22 protein-coding genes and 2 tRNA genes are annotated in these 17,839 nt (G+C 69.0%); 3 read left to right on the forward strand and 21 right to left on the reverse strand.

Features of this window, described 5'->3' with window-relative positions:
* Positions 1 to 219: 219 nt before the first annotated feature.
* Positions 220 to 2,844 (reverse strand): valine--tRNA ligase, encoded by a 2,625-nt coding sequence (locus ACWEBX_RS31810; protein WP_451888236.1) that lies wholly within the window; start codon positions 2,842 to 2,844, stop codon positions 220 to 222.
* A 137-nt stretch (positions 2,845 to 2,981) separates the two neighbouring features.
* On the opposite strand from ACWEBX_RS31810, the gene ACWEBX_RS31815 reads away from it, so the two are divergent.
* Positions 2,982 to 3,962 carry a hypothetical protein gene (locus ACWEBX_RS31815; protein WP_451888237.1) on the forward strand — a complete coding sequence of 327 codons (981 nt, stop codon included), beginning with the start codon at positions 2,982 to 2,984 and terminating at the stop codon, positions 3,960 to 3,962.
* 237 nt (positions 3,963 to 4,199) lie between these two features.
* Here the strand turns inward: ACWEBX_RS31815 and clpX are convergent, their stop codons facing one another.
* The 5 genes from clpX to ACWEBX_RS31840 all read right to left on the reverse strand — a co-directional run bounded on the left by clpX (position 4,200) and on the right by ACWEBX_RS31840 (position 9,224).
* Complete coding sequence (clpX, locus tag ACWEBX_RS31820) at positions 4,200 to 5,486, reverse strand: ATP-dependent Clp protease ATP-binding subunit ClpX (protein WP_151471405.1); 1,287 nt, start codon at positions 5,484 to 5,486, stop codon at positions 4,200 to 4,202.
* Positions 5,487 to 5,646: 160 nt separating this feature from the next.
* Positions 5,647 to 6,327 (reverse strand): ATP-dependent Clp protease proteolytic subunit, encoded by a 681-nt coding sequence (locus ACWEBX_RS31825; protein WP_384793331.1) that lies wholly within the window; start codon positions 6,325 to 6,327, stop codon positions 5,647 to 5,649.
* A gap of 116 nt (positions 6,328 to 6,443) precedes the next feature.
* A complete protein-coding gene (locus tag ACWEBX_RS31830; RefSeq protein WP_037618823.1) occupies positions 6,444 to 7,049 on the reverse strand; it encodes an ATP-dependent Clp protease proteolytic subunit in 606 nt (201 codons plus the stop codon).
* A gap of 508 nt (positions 7,050 to 7,557) precedes the next feature.
* Complete coding sequence (gene tig, locus ACWEBX_RS31835) at positions 7,558 to 8,946, reverse strand: trigger factor (RefSeq protein ID WP_451888238.1); 1,389 nt, start codon at positions 8,944 to 8,946, stop codon at positions 7,558 to 7,560.
* Positions 8,947 to 9,147: 201 nt separating this feature from the next.
* Positions 9,148 to 9,224 (reverse strand) — tRNA-Pro (locus tag ACWEBX_RS31840).
* Positions 9,225 to 9,375: 151 nt separating this feature from the next.
* Here ACWEBX_RS31840 and ACWEBX_RS31845 point away from each other — a divergent pair.
* Positions 9,376 to 9,449, forward strand: a tRNA-Gly gene (locus tag ACWEBX_RS31845).
* 66 nt (positions 9,450 to 9,515) lie between these two features.
* On the opposite strand, the gene ACWEBX_RS31850 is transcribed toward ACWEBX_RS31845, so the two are convergent.
* The 15 genes from ACWEBX_RS31850 to ACWEBX_RS31920 all read right to left on the reverse strand — a co-directional run bounded on the left by ACWEBX_RS31850 (position 9,516) and on the right by ACWEBX_RS31920 (position 16,749).
* On the reverse strand, positions 9,516 to 10,682 hold the full coding sequence (locus tag ACWEBX_RS31850) for a tyrosine-type recombinase/integrase (RefSeq protein ID WP_451888239.1): 1,167 nt from the start codon (positions 10,680 to 10,682) through the stop codon (positions 9,516 to 9,518).
* Complete coding sequence (locus tag ACWEBX_RS31855; RefSeq protein ID WP_451888240.1) at positions 10,682 to 10,894, reverse strand: excisionase family DNA-binding protein; 213 nt, start codon at positions 10,892 to 10,894, stop codon at positions 10,682 to 10,684. Before ACWEBX_RS31855 ends, ACWEBX_RS31850 begins: the two co-directional genes overlap by 1 nt.
* Positions 10,887 to 12,284, reverse strand: coding sequence for a replication initiator protein RepSA (repSA, locus tag ACWEBX_RS31860; RefSeq protein ID WP_451888241.1), 1,398 nt, complete (start codon positions 12,282 to 12,284; stop codon positions 10,887 to 10,889). Before repSA ends, ACWEBX_RS31855 begins: the two co-directional genes overlap by 8 nt.
* Positions 12,281 to 12,454 carry a hypothetical protein gene (locus ACWEBX_RS31865; protein WP_451888242.1) on the reverse strand — a complete coding sequence of 58 codons (174 nt, stop codon included), beginning with the start codon at positions 12,452 to 12,454 and terminating at the stop codon, positions 12,281 to 12,283. Before ACWEBX_RS31865 ends, repSA begins: the two co-directional genes overlap by 4 nt.
* Positions 12,429 to 12,689, reverse strand: coding sequence for a hypothetical protein (locus ACWEBX_RS31870; protein WP_451888243.1), 261 nt, complete (start codon positions 12,687 to 12,689; stop codon positions 12,429 to 12,431). The genes ACWEBX_RS31865 and ACWEBX_RS31870 overlap by 26 nt, the downstream gene beginning before the upstream one ends.
* 5 nt (positions 12,690 to 12,694) lie before the next feature.
* Positions 12,695 to 12,880, reverse strand: coding sequence for a hypothetical protein (locus ACWEBX_RS31875; protein WP_451888244.1), 186 nt, complete (start codon positions 12,878 to 12,880; stop codon positions 12,695 to 12,697).
* A gap of 91 nt (positions 12,881 to 12,971) precedes the next feature.
* Positions 12,972 to 13,205 carry a hypothetical protein gene (locus ACWEBX_RS31880; RefSeq protein WP_451888245.1) on the reverse strand — a complete coding sequence of 78 codons (234 nt, stop codon included), beginning with the start codon at positions 13,203 to 13,205 and terminating at the stop codon, positions 12,972 to 12,974.
* A gap of 1 nt (position 13,206) precedes the next feature.
* Complete coding sequence (locus ACWEBX_RS31885) at positions 13,207 to 13,500, reverse strand: SpdD protein (protein ID WP_451888246.1); 294 nt, start codon at positions 13,498 to 13,500, stop codon at positions 13,207 to 13,209.
* A 24-nt stretch (positions 13,501 to 13,524) separates the two neighbouring features.
* On the reverse strand, positions 13,525 to 13,680 hold the full coding sequence (locus ACWEBX_RS31890) for a hypothetical protein (RefSeq protein ID WP_451888247.1): 156 nt from the start codon (positions 13,678 to 13,680) through the stop codon (positions 13,525 to 13,527).
* A 13-nt stretch (positions 13,681 to 13,693) separates the two neighbouring features.
* Positions 13,694 to 13,882, reverse strand: coding sequence for a mobile element transfer protein (locus ACWEBX_RS31895; protein ID WP_328671415.1), 189 nt, complete (start codon positions 13,880 to 13,882; stop codon positions 13,694 to 13,696).
* A gap of 16 nt (positions 13,883 to 13,898) precedes the next feature.
* Entirely contained in the window at positions 13,899 to 14,549 is a 651-nt protein-coding gene (locus ACWEBX_RS31900; RefSeq protein ID WP_451888248.1) for a DUF2637 domain-containing protein, read from the reverse strand.
* Positions 14,550 to 14,621: 72 nt separating this feature from the next.
* On the reverse strand, positions 14,622 to 14,795 hold the full coding sequence (locus tag ACWEBX_RS31905; protein ID WP_451888249.1) for a hypothetical protein: 174 nt from the start codon (positions 14,793 to 14,795) through the stop codon (positions 14,622 to 14,624).
* Positions 14,792 to 14,995: a hypothetical protein gene (locus ACWEBX_RS31910; RefSeq protein WP_451888250.1), complete on the reverse strand. Its 204-nt coding sequence runs from the start codon at positions 14,993 to 14,995 to the stop codon at positions 14,792 to 14,794. Before ACWEBX_RS31910 ends, ACWEBX_RS31905 begins: the two co-directional genes overlap by 4 nt.
* 84 nt (positions 14,996 to 15,079) lie before the next feature.
* Positions 15,080 to 16,417, reverse strand: a complete 1,338-nt coding sequence (locus ACWEBX_RS31915) for an FtsK/SpoIIIE domain-containing protein (protein ID WP_451888251.1) — start codon at positions 16,415 to 16,417, stop codon at positions 15,080 to 15,082.
* Between the two features lie 2 nt (positions 16,418 to 16,419).
* The gene (locus ACWEBX_RS31920) at positions 16,420 to 16,749 is read right to left on the reverse strand and encodes an SCO3933 family regulatory protein (protein WP_451888252.1); all 330 of its coding nucleotides are present in this window, start codon (positions 16,747 to 16,749) and stop codon (positions 16,420 to 16,422) included.
* Between the two features lie 190 nt (positions 16,750 to 16,939).
* On the opposite strand from ACWEBX_RS31920, the gene ACWEBX_RS31925 reads away from it, so the two are divergent.
* Entirely contained in the window at positions 16,940 to 17,698 is a 759-nt protein-coding gene (locus ACWEBX_RS31925) for a GntR family transcriptional regulator (protein WP_451888253.1), read from the forward strand.
* The last annotated feature ends 141 nt before the right edge of the window (positions 17,699 to 17,839 follow it).

Raw genomic sequence — 17,839 nt, forward strand, 5'->3', positions numbered from 1 at the left:
GGTACTGCTGGTGGACGATGCCACGGACACGGGCTGGACGCTGGCGGCCGTCCGGGAAAAGTTCAGCCCCTCCGGCGATTGAGGAGCGGGGGTCCGGGGGCAGCGCCCCCGCTACGGGACGGGCAGGGGCGGAGGGGGCGAAAGAAGTCCGGCCGTCTACGGCGGAAGGCCCCCGGAACCGGATGGTTCAGGGGGCCTCCGCAACGGAAGGGCGAGCGGCTACGCCTCGGGGAGGCGCTCGAGCTGGGTCTGGATGCGGGCGATGTCCTCGTCCGCCTTGGCGAGCCGGCCGCGGATCTTGTCCACGACGTTGTCCGGCGCCTTGGCGAGGAACGCCTCGTTGCCGAGCTTGGCGTTCGCCTGGGCCTTCTCCTTCTCGGCGGCGGCGAGGTCCTTGGCCAGACGCTTGCGCTCGGCGGCGACGTCGATCGTGCCCGACAGGTCGAGCGCGACCGTGGCACCCGCCACCGGCAGGGTCGCCGTGGCCGAGAAGCTCTCGCCCTCCGGCTGGAGCCGCAGGAGCTGGCGGATGGCCGCCTCGTGCGGGGCCAGCGCGGTCCCGTCGAGGGTCAGCCGGGCCGGGACCCGCTGGCCGGGCTGGAGGCCCTGGTCGGCACGGAAGCGGCGGACCTCCGTGATGACCTGCTGGAGCTTCTCGATCTCCCGCTCGGCGGCCTCGTCCCGGAAGGCGCTGTCCTTCGGCCAGTCCGCGACGACGACCGACTCGCCGCCCGTGAGGGTGGTCCAGAGGGTCTCCGTGACGAACGGGACGATCGGGTGGAGGAGGCGGAGGGTGACGTCCAGGACCTCGCCGAGGACCCGGCCGGAGACCTTCGCGGGCTCGCCGCCCGCCATGAACGTCGTCTTGGACAGCTCGACGTACCAGTCGAAGACCTCGTCCCACGCGAAGTGGAACAGCGCGTCCGACAGCTTGGCGAACTGGAAGTCGTCGTACAGGGCGTCGACTTCGGCGACCGTGGCGTTCAGCCGGGACAGGATCCAGCGGTCGGTGGCCGACAGCTCCTCGGCAGGCGGGAGTTCGCCCTCGACCGTCGCGCCGTTCATCAGCGCGAAGCGGGTGGCGTTCCAGATCTTGTTGGCGAAGTTGCGCGAGCCCTGGACCCAGTCCTCGCCGATCGGCACGTCGACGCCGGGGTTGGCGCCGCGCGCGAGCGTGAACCGCAGCGCGTCACTGCCGTACTTGTCCATCCAGTCCAGCGGGTTGACCGCGTTCCCGAAGGACTTGGACATCTTCTTGCCGAACTGGTCGCGGACCATGCCGTGCAGGGCGATGGTGTGGAACGGCGGGGTGCCGTCCATCGCGTACAGGCCGAACATCATCATCCGGGCGACCCAGAAGAAGAGGATGTCGTAGCCGGTGACCAGGACGGAGTTCGGGTAGAACTTCGCGAGGCTCTCGGTCTGTTCGGGCCAGCCGAGCGTGGAGAACGGCCACAGACCGGAGGAGAACCAGGTGTCGAGGACGTCGGTGTCCTGGTGCCAGCCCTCGCCCGTCGGGGCCTCGTCGTCGGGACCGACGCAGACGATCTCGCCGTTCGGCCCGTACCAGACCGGGATGCGGTGACCCCACCACAACTGCCGCGAGATGCACCAGTCGTGGAGGTTGTCGACCCAGTCGAAGTACCGCTTCTCCATCTCCTGCGGGTGGATCTTGACGCGGCCGTCGCGGACCGCGTCGCCCGCGGCCTTCGCGAGGGGGCCGACCTTGACCCACCACTGCATGGACAGGCGCGGCTCGATGGTGGTCTTGCAGCGCGAGCAGTGGCCGACGGAGTGGCTGTAGGGCCGCTTCTCGGCGACGATCCGGCCTTCGGCGCGCAGGGCGCCGACGATCGCGGAACGGGCTTCGAGCCGGTCCAGGCCCTGGAAGGGGCCGGGGACCGTGATGACCGCGTGCTCGTCCATGACGGCGATGTTGGGCAGGCCGTGGCGCTGCCCGATCTCGAAGTCGTTCGGGTCGTGAGCGGGCGTCACCTTGACGGCGCCGGTGCCGAACTCGGGGTCGACGTGCTCGTCCGCGACGACCGGGATGGAACGGTCGGTCAGCGGCAGCCTGATGAGCTTGCCGACGAGGTGCTTGTACCGCTCGTCTCCCGGGTGGACGGCGACGGCGGTGTCACCGAGCATCGTCTCGGCACGGGTGGTGGCGACGACGATGGACTCGTCCCCGTCCCCGTACTTCATGGAGACCAGCTCGCCGTCGTCGTCCTGGTACTCGACCTCGATGTCGGAGATGGCGGTCAGACAGCGCGGGCACCAGTTGATGATGCGCTCGGCGCGGTAGATCAGCTCGTCGTCGTACAGCTTCTTGAAGATGGTCTGGACGGACTGGGACAGGCCCTCGTCCATCGTGAAGCGCTCGCGCGACCAGGCGACGCCGTCACCGAGGCGGCGCATCTGGCCGGAAATCTGCCCGCCGGACTCGGCCTTCCACTGCCAGACGCGCTCGACGAACGCCTCCCGGCCGAGGTCGTGCCGCGACTTGCCCTCCTTGCCCAGCTCGCGCTCGACGACGTTCTGCGTGGCGATGCCGGCGTGGTCCATGCCGGGCTGCCACAGCGTCTCGAAGCCCTGCATGCGCTTGCGGCGCGTGAGGGCGTCGATGAGGGTGTGCTCGAAGGCGTGCCCGAGGTGCAGGCTGCCGGTGACGTTCGGCGGCGGGATGACCACCGTGAACGGAGGCTTGTCGCTCTTGGCGTCGGCCTCGAAGTAGCCGCGCTCTACCCAGCGCTCGTACAGCGGCCCCTCCACATCGGCCGGCGCGTACTGGGTCGGCAGTTCGGTGATGGGCTCGGATGGCTGCTGCTGAGCGTTCTCGGTCACGGGATCAGTTTAGAGGCGTCACGCCCCGGTCCCGAAACGGGATTACTTCGTAACGGTGCACCCCCTGCGGACCTGGTTGTCCGACCTGTGCGTCAGGATGTCAGGAACACATAAGGCATCTGGAGGGGAACCCAGAAATGAGCTACAACCAGCCGGGCCCGTACGGCGGGCAGCCCCAGCAGCCCGGACCCTACGGTCAGTCGGGCGGCCAGCCGGCCGGTCAGCCGGGCCCTTACGGCCAGCAGCCGCCGGCTCCCCAGCCCGGCTACGGCTACCCCCAGCAGGCTCCCCCGGCGCAGCCCGGCTACGGCTACCCCCAGCAGGCTCCGGGTGTCCCGCCGCAGACTCCCCCGTACGGCCAGCCGCCGGCCTATGGGCAGCAGCCTCAGTACGGCACGGTCCCGATGCCGCCCGAGCCGTCCGGCGGCAAGAAGAAGACGGCCCTGATCATCGGTGGCGTGGTCGTGGTCGCGGCCATCGCGGTGGGCGCGTACCTCGTGCTCGGGGGCAGCAGCGGCTCCGACGTGGCCGACGACGGCCCGCACAAGCTGACGACACCGGCGTCGGTCCTCGGCGGCGAGTACAAGAAGTCCACCGAGGCCGGCGACGCCGGTGGCGGCATGACCAAGAAGGACCTGAAGGACGCCGAGGGCTGGGGCGTGAAGAACCCCAAGGACGTCAACGCGGCGTACCAGTCGGGCGACAAGAGCAACCCGCTGGCGATGAAGCAGATCTCCTTCGGCGGCGTCTGGGGAACCATCGACAACCCGGAGTCGGCCGTCGACAACATGTTCGCCGACATGAAGGAGAACCAGCAGAAGGAAGGAACCAAGGACGGCGAGCTCGTCGGCAGCCCGAAGGCGTACTCGCCGAGCGCGCTCGACGGTGCCGTCCTCAAGTGCCAGGAGATCAAGGTCAAGAACGACTCCTCCAGCACGGGTGCCGCCGGGCCGAAGGAGTTCACGATGCCGGTCTGCATCTGGGGCGACCACAGCACGCTCGGGTTCGTGATGCCGATCGACTTCGCGAGCATGATGGCCGGCAAGGGCAGCACGCCCGAGGCCGCGGCCGAGATCGCCGCGAAGCTCCGCAACGACGTCCGCGTCAAGACCTCCTGACACCCGCGGTACCCGCGGACGGACCACCGTGTGGGGCTCGGCCATCGGGCCGGGCCCCCTCGCGATCTCTACGCGGTCAGGCCCTTGCGGTCGGGCCCACCCGCAGGCGTTCTCCGCCACCTCGTAGCGGACACCGTCGGACGCCGGCGAGCACCGGCCTCTGCAGACACACAGCAACGAAGAGGGGCGCCCGGCGATGTGGATCGCCGGGCGCCCCTTCGTTCTTGGTGCTTGTGCCTACGCCGTCTTCTGCTCGCCCGGGCCGCCGCGGCGGGCGTCCCTCGGGATCAGGGTCGGGTTGACGTTGCGCAGGACCACGTCGGCGGTGATGACGACGCGGGCCACGTCCTTGCGGGACGGGACCTCGTACATCACTGCCTGGAGGACTTCCTCCATGATGGCGCGCAGACCGCGGGCGCCGGTCTGGCGCAGGATGGCCTGGTCGGCGATGGCCTCCAGGGCCTCACGCTCGAAGTCCAGCTCCACACCGTCGAGTTCGAAGAGGCGCTGGTACTGCTTCACCAGCGCGTTGCGCGGCTCGACCAGGATCTGCAGGAGCGCCTCGCGGTCCAGGTTGTGGACCGAGGTGATGACCGGGAGACGGCCGATGAACTCGGGGATCATGCCGAACTTGACCAGGTCCTCCGGCATGACCGCCTCGAACTGGTCCTTGGACTCCAGCTCGCGCTTCGAACGGATCGTCGCGCCGAAGCCGATGCCCTTCGCGCCGGCCCGGGACTCGATGAGCTTCTCCAGGCCCGCGAAGGCACCGCCCACGATGAACAGGACGTTCGTCGTGTCGATCTGGATGAACTCCTGGTGCGGGTGCTTGCGTCCGCCCTGCGGCGGCACCGAGGCCGTCGTGCCCTCGAGAATCTTGAGCAGGGCCTGCTGCACGCCCTCACCGGAGACGTCGCGCGTGATCGACGGGTTTTCGCTCTTACGGGCGACCTTGTCGATCTCGTCGATGTAGATGATCCCGGTCTCGGCCTTCTTGACGTCGTAGTCGGCGGCCTGGATCAGCTTCAGCAGGATGTTCTCGACGTCCTCGCCGACGTATCCCGCCTCCGTCAGCGCCGTCGCGTCGGCGATGGCGAACGGAACGTTCAGCATGCGCGCGAGAGTCTGGGCGAGAAGCGTCTTGCCGGAGCCCGTGGGGCCCAGCAGGAGGATGTTGGACTTCGCCAACTCGATGGCGTCCTCGCGGTTCTGGCCCGTGCTGTTCTCACCGGCCTGGACGCGCTTGTAGTGGTTGTACACCGCGACGGAGAGGGCCTTCTTGGCCGACTCCTGCCCGACCACGTACCCCTCGAGGAACTCGTAGATCTCGCGGGGCTTGGGGAGTTCCTCCCAGCGCACCTCGCTCGTCTCCGCGAGTTCTTCCTCGATGATCTCGTTGCAGAGGTCGATGCACTCGTCGCAGATGTACACACCGGGGCCTGCGATGAGCTTCTTGACCTGCTTCTGGCTCTTGCCGCAGAACGAGCACTTGAGCAGATCGCCGCCGTCACCGATGCGTGCCACGGTGTGCTTCCCCTTCGCCTGGGAGCCGCCTGGATCCAGCGGCTCCTGGTGCTGCCTTATGTCCGACGGTACCTTGCCGAGCCCCTCGTTCGGGCCCCCCTTGGCGCGGTTCACTTTGTCGTGAACCGCGCCAAGGAGCGGCAGACGATACAGCGATACGTCACACGACCGCGGAGTTGTTCATCTTCCGCGTGGAAATGATCTGGTCGATCAGGCCGTACGCCAGAGCGTCCTCGGCCGTGAGGATCTTGTCGCGCTCGATGTCCTCGCGGATCTTCTCGATCGGCGTGGTCGAGTGCTTGGCCAGCATGTCTTCCAGCTGAGCGCGCATGCGGAGGATCTCGTTCGCCGCGATCTCGAGGTCCGAGACCTGCCCGCGGCCGGTCTCGCTGTACGGCTGGTGGATCAGCACACGGGCGTTCGGAAGTGCCATGCGCTTGCCCGGGGTGCCGGCGGCCAGCAGGATCGCGGCGGCCGAGGCCGCCTGGCCCATGCAGACCGTCTGGATGTCCGGCTTCACGAACTGCATCGTGTCGTAGATGGCCGTGAGGGCCGTGAACGAGCCGCCGGGGCTGTTGATGTAGACCGAGATGTCACGGTCGGGGTCCATCGACTCCAGGCACAGGAGCTGCGCCATGACGTCGTTGGCGGAGGCGTCGTCGATCTGCACGCCGAGGAAGATCACGCGCTCTTCGAACAGCTTCGCGTACGGGTCGTACTCGCGCACGCCCTGCGAGGTGCGCTCGACGAAGCGCGGGATGACGTAGCGGGACTCCGCGCGAGGACCGGTGTACTCGGCCTGCGTGCGGGCGTAGAGGCCGCTGCCGGTGAAGTCGTTCACTGTGTCTCCTGAAAAGCCTGAAAGGGCTGAGCGGTCGGCTGAGGGCCCACTGGGGGCCTGACCCCACCCGAGGGCGGGAAGAGGCCCCGCGCCGCCCTCGGGGGCGCTGGAGGGGCTTACGACGCCCCGGTGCCGCCGCCGCCCGGCATCCCGGCAGCGGTGGGCACGATGTCGTCGATGAGGCCGTACTCCTTGGCCTCGATCGGGTCGAACCAGCGGTCGCGGTCCGAGTCGCGCGTGACCTGCTCCACGGTCTGACCGGTGTGGAAGGCGGTCAGCTCCGCCATCCGCTTCTTGGTGTGCAGCAGCCGCTCGGCGTGGATCTTGATGTCCGACGCGGAGCCCGCGAGACCCGCGGAGGGCTGGTGGATCAGGATCTCGGCGTTCGGCAGGGCGAAGCGCTTGCCGGGGGTGCCGGCGCTGAGCAGGAACTGGCCCATCGAAGCCGCCATGCCCATGGCGATCGTCACCACGTCGTTCTTGATGAACTGCATGGTGTCGTAGATCGCCATGCCGGCCGTGATCGATCCGCCGGGGCTGTTGATGTAGAGGTAGATGTCCTTGTCCGGGTCGGCGGCAAGGAGCAGCAGCTGCGCCGTGATCTTGTTGGCGATGTCGTCGTCGACCGCCTGGCCGAGGAAGATGATCCGCTCGCCGAGCAGTCGGTTGTAGACCTGGTCGCCGAGGCCACCACCGATGGGGTCGCCGGCAGCTGTGGGCATCAGATTCGTCACGTATCCACCTGCTCGTCTTGCGACGGCGCCGGGCCGTCTCACGTCTTCTGCAGGGCCTGGGACCCCGGGTTCCGCGCCGCCTCCCGACGGCGTCCGGAGACTCCCCTGCCCTCGTATTCATGGACCCTAACGCGCGGGTCCCTCCCGGGAATCCCGCAGAGGGAACTGTTCGCTGTGAGCGCATGCGCTGCGCTCGCCTCACCAGGGTCTCGGTCCCGTTCCTCGGAGGGCTGCCGGCCTGTGGCGCACACCCTCGAAAGGCCGCACCCACCAGGGGCCGAGCGGCGGCACGCGGCCGCGGCACGGTGGGGGTCGCAGTTCCTCGCGCCCCTGGGCGAGCCGGCGGGGGCCGGCGGGGAAGCAGTCCTGGCGGACCCGGGCGGGCCTGCAGGGCCTGCAGGGCCTGCAGGGAGACGTTCCGGCAGCCCTGGGCAAGACGACGGGCCCCCGGAGACAGAAGTCTCCGGGGGCCCGTCAAGGATTACTGCCGAGGCGATCAGGCCTCGGTGGTCTCCTCGGCCTCGGCGGCGTCGGCGGCGTCGGTGGCCTCGACGGTCTCGGCCGTCTCGTCCTCCTCGTCGTCCAGGTCGACGATCTCGCCGTTGGTGTCCTTGACCGTGGAGGCCTCGACGACGACCGCGAGGGCCTTGCCGCGGGCGACCTCGCCGACGAGCATCGGGACCTGGCCGCCCTCGACGACGGCCTGGGCGAACTGGTCGGGGGACATGCCGGAGGAGGCCGCGCGACGCATGAGGTGCTCGGTGAGCTCCTCCTGGTTGACGTTCAGCTTCTCCTTGTTGACGAGCTCGTCAAGGACGAACTGCGTCTTGATGCCCTTGACCGCGGCTTCCTTGGTCTCGGCGTCGAACTCTTCCTCGGTCTTGCCCTGGATCTCCAGGTACTTCGCGAGGTCGAGGCCCATCTGGCCGAGCTGGTGGTGCTCGAGGTTGTGCTTACGGGTGTTGATCTCGTCCTCGAGCAGCTTCTCGGGGACGGGCACCTCGACGAGCTCCAGCAGCTTCTCCAGGACGCGCTCCTGGGCCTGCGTGGCCTGGTCGTACTGCTTCATGTTCTCGAGGCGCTTGCGGCTGTCCGCCTTGAGCTCGTCGAGGGTGTCGAACTCGGAGGCGAGCTGCGCGAACTCGTCGTCCAGCTCGGGCAGCTCACGCGCGGCGACCTGGGTGACCTTGACGGTGACCTCGGCCTCCTTGCCGGCGGCGGAGCCGCCCTTGAGCTCGGAGGTGAAGGTGGTCTCGCCACCGGCCTCCAGGCCCTTCACGGCCTCGTCGATGCCGTCGAGCAGCTCGCCGGAGCCGATGGTGTACGAGACACCGCTGGCGACACCGTCCTCCAGGATCTCTCCGTCGACCTTGGCCTCGAGGTCCAGGGTGACGACGTCCTCGTCCTGGGCGGCGCGCTCGACCGGGGAGGTCGAGGCGAAGCGCTCGCGCAGCTCGGAGACGGCCTTCTCGACGTCCTCGTCGCTGACCTCGATGGCGTCGACCTCGACCTCGATGCCGGAGTAGTCCGGGATCTCGATGGCCGGGCGGACGTCGACCTCGGCGGTGAAGTTCAGCGTCTCGCCGTCCTTCAGCTCGGTGATGTCGACCTCGGGCTGGCCGAGGACATTCAGCTCAGCCTCGTTGACCGCTTCGGTGTAGAACTTCGGGAGCGCGTCGTTGACGGCCTCTTCGAGCACGGCGCCGCGACCGAACCGCTGGTCGATGACGCGCGCCGGGATCTTGCCCTTCCGGAAGCCCTTCACCGTGACCTGCTGGTTGATCTTCTTGTACGCCGCGTCGAGGCTGTCCTTGAGCTCCTCGAAGGGCACCTCGACAGTGAGCCGAACCCGAGTCGGGTTCAGGGTCTCCACGGCGCTCTTCACGGTTCGGTCTCCTTGTGGCTGACTTCTTGGGGGGGTCCTGCTGCGTGCCGCTGCCGACCGGGCAGAGCCCTGGGCGGATTCCGCGGCCCTTGAGAGACGTAACAGTGCAGACATACGGGCACGCAGCTTGCATAGTAACCGCAGGCGGTACACGCCCCAAAAGGCGATCTTGTCCGGGCGGATCCCGCGCGGCCCTGCCGGTGGTCGGGGTGGCGGGATTTGAACCCACGGCCTTCCGCTCCCAAAGCGGACGCGCTACCAAGCTGCGCCACACCCCGTCGGTGCGACACGTAGGGTACATGCCCGCAGGCAGTGCGGCCGCAGCATTTCCCGAGCGCCGACGCAGACGGGAACGGGGTGTGCGTTGCGGGCCGCCGACCCGCTACGATGCATTCTGTGCCGCGGTCACTGACCTGCGGCGCGCGCTGTGCGGGCGTAGCTCAATGGTAGAGCACTAGTCTTCCAAACTAGCTACGCGGGTTCGATTCCCGTCGCCCGCTCCAGATGACATAAGGCCAGGCCGGAGGACGATTCCTCCGCCTGGCCTTCGTCGTGTCCGGGGGCCCCGATCAGCCTTCCGTGCCCGCCGCGTGCCCGTTGGGCTTCTGACCCTTCTTCTTGCTTCCACGCGCCCCCCGTTTGCGCCCCTTTTTCACCAGGCCGCTGACCGCATCGGCGATCAGCCGATCCCGGTCCGCACTGGCGTGCTGATAGATCAGCGCAGCGCGGGCGGTGCTGTGACCCATGCGAGCCATCAGCTCCCGCGTGCTCGCGCCCGTGGACGCGGCGAGGGTGTTGCCCGTGTGCCGAAGATCATGGAAGTGCATGCCCGTAATCCCCGCGTCCGCGCAGGCCCGGCGCCACAGCAGGTTGAAGTGATTGCGGCGCGGGGTGGCCCCCTTGGCACCGATGAAGACGCGCCCCTCGGCCCCGGGCTCCGCGAAGCGCTCCAAGTGATCACGGATGTCGGCGACGATCGCGGACGGGATCGCCACCGTGCGCTTGCCCGCGGCACTCTTCGGCGCCTTGATCTCCTGCCGGCCGTTGAACAACTCGGCGACGGCGCGACGGACCCGCACCGAGCCGTGCTCCAGGTCGATGTCCCGGCGGTACAGGCCGACCAGCTCACCCCAGCGCAGACCGAGGAAGCCGGCCATCAGCACAAGCACCCGGTAGCGCGGCTGGATTGCTTCGGCCAGGTCGTAGACCTCCTGCACCGTGGCGGTCGGCCGCTCCGGCGTGTGCACCGTGCTCGCACCCTTGATCGTGCACGGATTGCGCCGGATCATCTGATCGGCCACGGCGGTCCCCATCATTGCGCGCAGCAGGGCGTACGCCTTGGCCACCGTCGTCGGACCGGTGCCCGCGGCAAGTTTGTCGGCACGCCAGCTCCGAACGAGCGGCGGCGAGATCTCCACGACGTTGACGGCACCGAAAGCCGGCTCCAGGTGATGCCGCAGGAGCGAGCCGTAGAGCTGCCGGGTGGTGGCGGTCAGCTCACGCTCCCTGATCCAGGCAGCGGCATACGCGCCGAACGGCACCTTCCCGGCGTCCGGATCGTGCCAGTCACCGCGCCGCATCTCGGTCTGCTTGTCAGCCAGCCAGGCATCCGCGTCCCTCTTGGTGCGGAACGTTTCCGGGGCCGGCCGGTCCTGGCCGTCAGGGCCGAGATAGCGAGCCTGGTAGCGGCCGGAGGGGAGCTTACGGACGCGGCCGAACTGCCGCTTGCCCGCCATCAGGCAGCCACCGCCCGAAGGGCAGAACCGCGCAGACGAGGCTGCACCGTGTTGACGGCGATGAACTCCCGTACGGCGCTCTCGGGGATGCGGACGTGCCGGCCCACCTTCACGTAGGTGATGCGGCGCTCCTCGATCAGACGCCGCGGGAAGCGCACGGTCGTGCCCAGGACCTCGGCCACCTGCTCAACACTGAGGTATCGCTCATCCATGGTCGAACTCCCCTTCCTGGCGCAGGTCTGCGAGGGCTTCGCGTGCGGTTTCGCGGTTGAGTTGGATGTCCCGGTGGATGTTGGCGGCGAGCCAGGATTCGCCGGGGGTGTGGCCGTGGCCGGCGTAGGTCCAGTGGGAGAGCACGAGGGTGGTGGCCTCCGGGTTGTCGGCGGGGTCGGGCAAGCCGAGCGCCGCGCGTTGCTGGGCTGCGCGGTAGTCGGCTCTCACCTGGCGGAGCGCGCCGAGGGTGGTGGAGTAGCGGCGGGATTTGGTGGAGAAGTGGCCGCGGAAGCCGAGCATGTGGGCCCAGTCGCGAAGCTTCCGGTCCGGGTAGAGCGCGTGCAGGTCGAGGCAGGCCTCGATGAGCCGGCGGGGGTGGTCGGGCACATCGAGGAGCACCAGGGCTTCCTTGTTGCCGACCCGGCGATCCACGGCGCCCGTGCTCTCGGCTGCCTTCGTGGCGTACTTGGCGACGTAGGAGGCCACCGCCTGTTCGGTGATCTCTTCACCGTCCCCGAAGGCGCTGATGGGCTGGACGTCGAGTTGTGTCCCCCAGCGCAGCGTCCGGGCCGGCTCGTCACCCGCGGCGGCGACGTCGACGGCGACTCGGGCAGCGGCGGCACCGATGGCGTCGGTGAGCAGGTCGAGGGTTGCCCAGTGTGGGGGTGGGGTGTCGGGTCCTTCGGGTCCGTCGAAGCGGATCACTGCATGGAAGTGGACCGCTCCGCGCTTTTGGTACTCGGCGACCTTGCCGAAGGAGACGCGGGACTGTTCGCGAGCGTCCTTCTGCGTGAGCCCGGCGCGGGCGGCGATCTCCCGGCGGAGGTAGATCGAGAAGTACCGCCACAGGTCGGAGGCGTGGTTGTTCCACAGCACGGCGCCCGCGTAGTCGTACCCGTCCGGGTCCAGCGGGGTGCCGAGTTTGGGCGCGTCCGCGGGGTGTTGGGTGCCGCAGCGGCAGGGCCGGTTGCCTGGGCGGTTGTGGACCGGCCCGAAGCTGGGGGCTGTGAGGGTGGCGAAGACGCGGGGGTGGTCGCGCACGGTGTGCGGGGTGCCCTTGTCCGGGTCTCCGGTCAGTCCGGCGCGGATCAGGTGGTAGGTGTCGCCGGCGTAGGTCCAGGCGCAGGCCGGGCAGCGGGAGGCGCGGCGGTTGCCGCAGGCGATGCGGAGCATGCCGCCCGGCTCTTCGTCGGTGTTGTAGTAGTGCAGGACGGTCTTGGTGGTCGGGTCGATGGTCTTGGTGCCGCCGGTTAAACGGATGGGGTCGGAGCATCCTCCGGTGCGGCGGATCTGGTCTTGCCAGCGGTCGAAGTCGGCCGAGCCGGCCACCCTCAGCACGTCGGCGAGGGTGGCCGGGTCGAGGCCCGCCGCGGTGGCGGAGTCGGTCACTGCTGCTCCCCGTCCTTGGGCGGGTGGCGGTCGATCCAGTCCTCTGCGCAGACCTTGTGGACGGGCTTGCCTCGGTCGGAGCGCAGCGGGGTGGGCTTGGTGCAGATCACGCACGGCTGGTCGCCGGTGTGGTCGTAGTGGTCGCTAGAGCGCCAGTTCAGGAGAGCCATGGCGGTCACCTCCCGACGCGCTGGTGGTCATGGCGTCCAGGGCTCCGGCGGCCTCGATCGCCGCGGCGGCCAGGTTGCGTAGGGCCTCGGAGGTGCCGGCGGAGGCGATCAGCGCGATTTCAGCGAAGTCACCCTCGATGCGGAGGCTGACGAAGGAATTGGCACGGTCCGCGAACGGCGTGACGCGGAAGCGGGTGTCCGGCTCAATGTGGGCCGTGGTGGTGATGGTCTGCACGCCGTTCACCTCCCGGCCGGTACGAGGAGGATCGGGCGCGGAAGGGCGTGGTCGGTGCTGTGGCAGGCCGGGCAGGTGACGCGGAGGGTGGTGCGCGAGCCGTCGCGGTCGCGTTCACCAGTGGTGATGGCGGCGGTGGCGAAGCCGTCGCAGTCGCGGCAGACGGGCGTGTTCGGGTGGTGCTGGGGCATGATGAGGCTTCCCTTTCGGGTCCGTTGGATCAGGAAGGTGGGCCGTCCGGGGCGGCGGAAGTTTGGCGACCGAGGCCGCCCCGGACGGGCGTTACTTGCGGTGGTTGCGTCCGCGCGGGATGGGCGGGACGGAGTCGTAGGACTCCTGGCCGTGCTGGAAGGACGCCGCGTCGGTGTCGCCGTTCGCGGTGTTGGAGAACTCGCGGCCGATGCGGCGCATGGTCTTGCGGTCACCGTGCCGGCGGGCGATGGCGAACTCGCGGCCCAGTTCGGCCATGGCCGGGTTGCCCGGGGTGTCGTCGCTCTTGCGGCCGAAGAAGCCCATGTCAGTGCTTCCTTTCCTGGTTGAGGATCGAGCGGAGGACGACCGCGCACACCGCCACGGACATGCCGGTGATGGCGACGGCGAGGAGCAGGGAGACCAGGACCGCGCCGACGACGAGGACCACGGCACCTCCGCCCGCGGCGAGGGCAAGCGCGCTGCCGGGGGTGAGCTGCACGGTCGGCCGGTTCGAGACCGTGGCGAGCGGGGCGCGAGCCTGTGCGGCGGGCGCCGGGGCGCCGGCGCTCGGGGCCGGGGTCGGAGCTGTGTCGGGGGTCGGGTACTTCGGGGTGAACACGGGCTTTCTCCTTTCAGGTTGGCGTTACTTGACGACGGTGGCGACGGCGGGGGCGAGGAAGCTGTCGGCAATGAGGTAGCCGCCGAGGAGGAGCACGGCCACGAGCCACCAGGGCGGGCGGACGAGCTTGACGCCGAGGGCGCCGACGACGATCAGTGCGAGCCAGAGTGGAACGTCCATGACGGCAGGTCTCCTAGGCCTTGCAGCGGTGGGTGCGGGCGGCGAGTTCGGCGCCGGAGCGGTCGTGGTAGTCGGCGGAGAAGCCGCAGCCGGGGGCGGAGCAGGCCGCCGTGTGCTTGTCCCGGCCGTGTCCGTCGAAGTACGTGGCGACCTGGACGGGGCCGATGCGGATCACGTCGCGGAAGCGCCGGTGGACGGGCATGACGGTCCCTTTCCGATCAGGTGAGTTGAAGGTGTGCGGCGATGGCGGCGGACATCGGGCCCGGCAGCCCCAGCCGGGCCGAGAGAGCGTCCGCGGCCATCGGCGATCCGGTCGCGGCACGGTGGCTCTCGGCGATCTTTCGGGCGTGGTCCAGGAGCGCGACCGGCACCGTCACCGCAGGAGCGGACGCGGCGGCCGGAAGCTCCGGAGCAGTAGGCGGGGTGGGTTCGTCACGGCGTACGTCGACCTCGGCCACGGCCGGTTCGTCCACAGGCTGTGCGGAAACCGCGGCCGGGACCGGGGTGTCGGTGGGTGCGTGGACCAGGAGGGTGCCGCCGAGGAAGGCGAGCGCGGGCCAGCCGGCGACGAGGATGCACAGCCAGGCCGGAACGTGGTCGAGGTCGAGGAGTCCGGCGGTAGCGATGTTCGCGCCGAGCGAGGCGAACAGGGCGATCACGAACCACGTCCAGGCCGAGCGGTCCTTGCGGGCGGTCCGCAGCCGGCGCCATGCGGCGACGAGCAGCAGGTCAACGCTGATCGGATAAGCCCAGGCCTTCCATCCGGACTGCCCGGCGGCCGAAGCGAGGTCGTGCAGGTGGGCGAAGGACAGCGCACCGGCGATCACGGCCTGAACGAGCACGGCATCCGGTCGGATTGAGCGGGACATGTCTCCACCTCCTTCGGGAGTTGGGCCAGGAGCGGGCGCGGAACGTGATCCGACCGCCCGGTCCCGGCGGGTTCAGTCGGTGGCCTCTCCGGTGCCGAAGCAGGCCAGGCAGATCCCGGCCTGTTCGCCGACGGTGCGGCGCTTGCGCCCGACGCGGACCGAGCGGGCGACCTCTCCGGTGCCGTTGCAGGGCCCGCACTTCGGCGCAGCAGGCGCGGGGGTGTCTTCTTGGTGGCCACGGGTCACCAGCCGCCGGGGTAGTCGGGACCCTGATTCGGGTCGTAGCCGGGCGGGAACATGCCCGGCGGCGGCTCCGGCAGCGACGCGGCCAGCGACGGGCCGATCGCCTCGATGAACGCGGTGTCGGCTCCGGCCTGTTCGGCGTAGACGGCCAGCGCGCCGAGCAGCAGCACCGTGCGGTGGAAGTCCTCGATGTGCTCACACACGGGATAGGTCCTCCTGTTTCCGGCATGGCTCGGGTAGGGACCTGGCGCGAGACGGTCACGCCAACCGGGATGGATCAGGGGGAGCTAGTCGGTGACCGGGACGGGCTTGACCAGCGAGGGCCCGTCGGCCGCGGGTTCCGGGACGTAGGGCTGGAACGGGTCGAGGGCGGGCAGGTGCGGGACCATGTGGGCGAACTCCCGGCACACCGCCGTAGCTTCCGCCGGGGTCGTCATCGGGGTGCGGATGCGGGACCAGCCACCGGAGGAATCCGCGGCGACCGCCAGGCCGGCCTTGTCCGGCGCCATCGACGTCACCAGCGGAACAGCCTCCGGGGCGACGTCACCGAGGCCCATTTCGGCGGTCTGCTTGTCGTTGACCCGGTGCACCACACGCCCGGTGAGCTGCGCACGAAGCATCGTTGCGCCCTTGCCCAGTTCGGAGCCGAAGCGCTGACCACAGATCTCCAGAAAGATCCCCGCGGCACGAGCCATCTGCGCCAGCCGGATCAAAGAGGTGACCAGCCGCTCGCGGCGCTCCTCGTCCTTCTTGGAGGAGATCAGGAAGAGTTCCGCGATCTCGTCCACGAGGAGAACAATCGGCACCGGCCGCACGTCCTCAGGCAGCTCCCACAGGTCCGAGACGCCATGCAGGCTCAGCAGGTCGAACCGGGATTCCATCTCGGCGACCAGAACATCGAGCAGCGATGCGGCATCGTCCGGAGTCGTGGCCAGGGCCGAGAGCCGGGGTGCGTAGGCGGATTGCTCCACCCCGCGCTTGCAGTCGATTCCTGCGATGGCCACCGTCAGTGGAGCCAGGCCCTTGACCAGGTTGCGTTGGAACATCGACTTACCGGACTGGTTGGCGCCCAGGGTCAGCGCCATGGGCACCTTGCGGTAGTCGCGGACGAAGACGGTCCCGTCATCCCGCAGCGCCACCGGCACGACCATGTCCCGGGAACGGGCCTTGCGCGGCATGCGGACCCGGCGGAGCACGTCGTAGCCGGTCATGCGCAGTTCCACGAACCCGGGCTTCGTCTCAGTCACGTTCACCGAGTGCACGCCCCAGGCGTGGCGGAGCCGTTCCGAGGAGGCGACGACGTCCATCGGCTCCAGGCCGGCGGGCAGCCGCAGAGTGACCCGCAGCCCGGTGGACGTGCCGCGGACCCGGCGGACTTTCGGCGGCACCGGCTGCACCTCGCGCCGGGCCACGTTGCGGACCATGAACGCCCGAAGCCCCGACGGGTGCACCGTCAGCCCGCACACATCCATGGTCGAGCGGTAGGACAGGGTGAAGCGGCCCCAGGTGGCCGGCAGTCCGACCAGCGACCAGTACACGCGCGGAGCGCGGACCTTCGCATAGCCCAGACCACCGGCGCCGGCCGCAGTGCCGCCCAGCTCTAACCAGGTAGCGACGTCAGTCATGGTCAGGCCGCCGCTGTGATCGCGACCGCGCGGAACGAGATCCCGTGCCGCTTCTGCCCGTTGAACTCGTTCTCCCAGTCCCGCGCCCGCAGCCCGATCACCTTCACCGGCATACCCGGCGCCAGACCCTCCGGGAGACCGGTCTCCGGGACGGTCACCTGGTACAGGTTCCCCTCCCCCTCATCCGAGATGAGCAGGCCCACCGTGGACAGCCCCGCGTTCGTCTCACGATCCACAGCCCGCTCACCGGTCTGCTTGTTGACCAGCTTCGGCACGGGCGCGGTCGCCACGAACACCACAGCGGTCGAAACGTCGATCTTGAACGACGGCATGTGTACATCCCTCGATCACGGAAGCCGCCGAACGCGACCTCTCTAGACATCTCCATGGGAGCGCAACATGTATAGAGACGTCAAGAGAATCTGTATAGAGATGTTGAGAGCGACGGATTCGGGCTACATGAACAAGCCGGGGCGTAGGCCCATGGCCTAGGCTGTCTAGAGAAGAGGGGAGGGCTCCCAAATGGCCACCACCGACGACGACCGTCGGCCGAAGTACCAGCGGATCGCAGACTCTCTACGCGAGGCGATCCAGTCGGGCGAATACGGTCCCGGTGATCGGCTTCCGGGAGAGAACGAGCTGATGGCCACCCATGAGGTGGCCCGCATGACCGCTCGCCAGGCCCTGGGCGTACTCAAGGACGAGGGCGTTGCCGAGTCCCGCAAGGGCGCCGGTGTGTTCGTCCGATCGTTCCGCCCGCTGAGGCGCCGAGGCATTCAGCGGCTGTCTCAGGAGCAGTGGGGCAACGGCAAGTCCATCTGGGCAGCCGATGTCGAGGATCGAGCGCTCGTCGTCGATCAGGTGGCGGTGTCGGAAGAGTCCGCGCCCGATCATGTCGGGGTCGTTCTGGACCTGTCCGACGACGACACGGTCTGCGTTCGGCGCCGGCGATTCGTCCTGGACGGAAAACCTGTCCTGCTCGCCACGAGCTACCTCCCGATGCCCTTGGTCATGGGGTCGGCGATCACGGAGGAAAACACAGGCCCCGGGGGCACATACGCGAGGCTGGCCGAACTCGGCTACAAGCCGGTGCACTTCCGCGAGGAGATCCGCTCACGCATGCCCACGAAGCATGAGGCAGGACAGTTGAGCATCTCCGCGGGCACACCGGTGATCCTCGTGTGCCGTACCGCTTTCGCTGACGAGGGCCGCCCCGTAGAGATCAACGAAATGACTCTGGATGCGGCTTCCTACATCCTGGAGTACGACTTCGACGCGTAGGCCGAAGCGAGTTGTTACAGGTTTCTCTACCTCATCAAGCCCCGGCTGCGCTCCGCTCCGCCGGGCGCGCTCCCGGCTCCGCGCCGGGCGCCGCTCCTGCCTTCGGCCCGCTCCGCCCGCGCTGCGCCGACGCGCGCCCAC

The organism is Streptomyces sp. NPDC005070 (assembly GCF_053600395.1).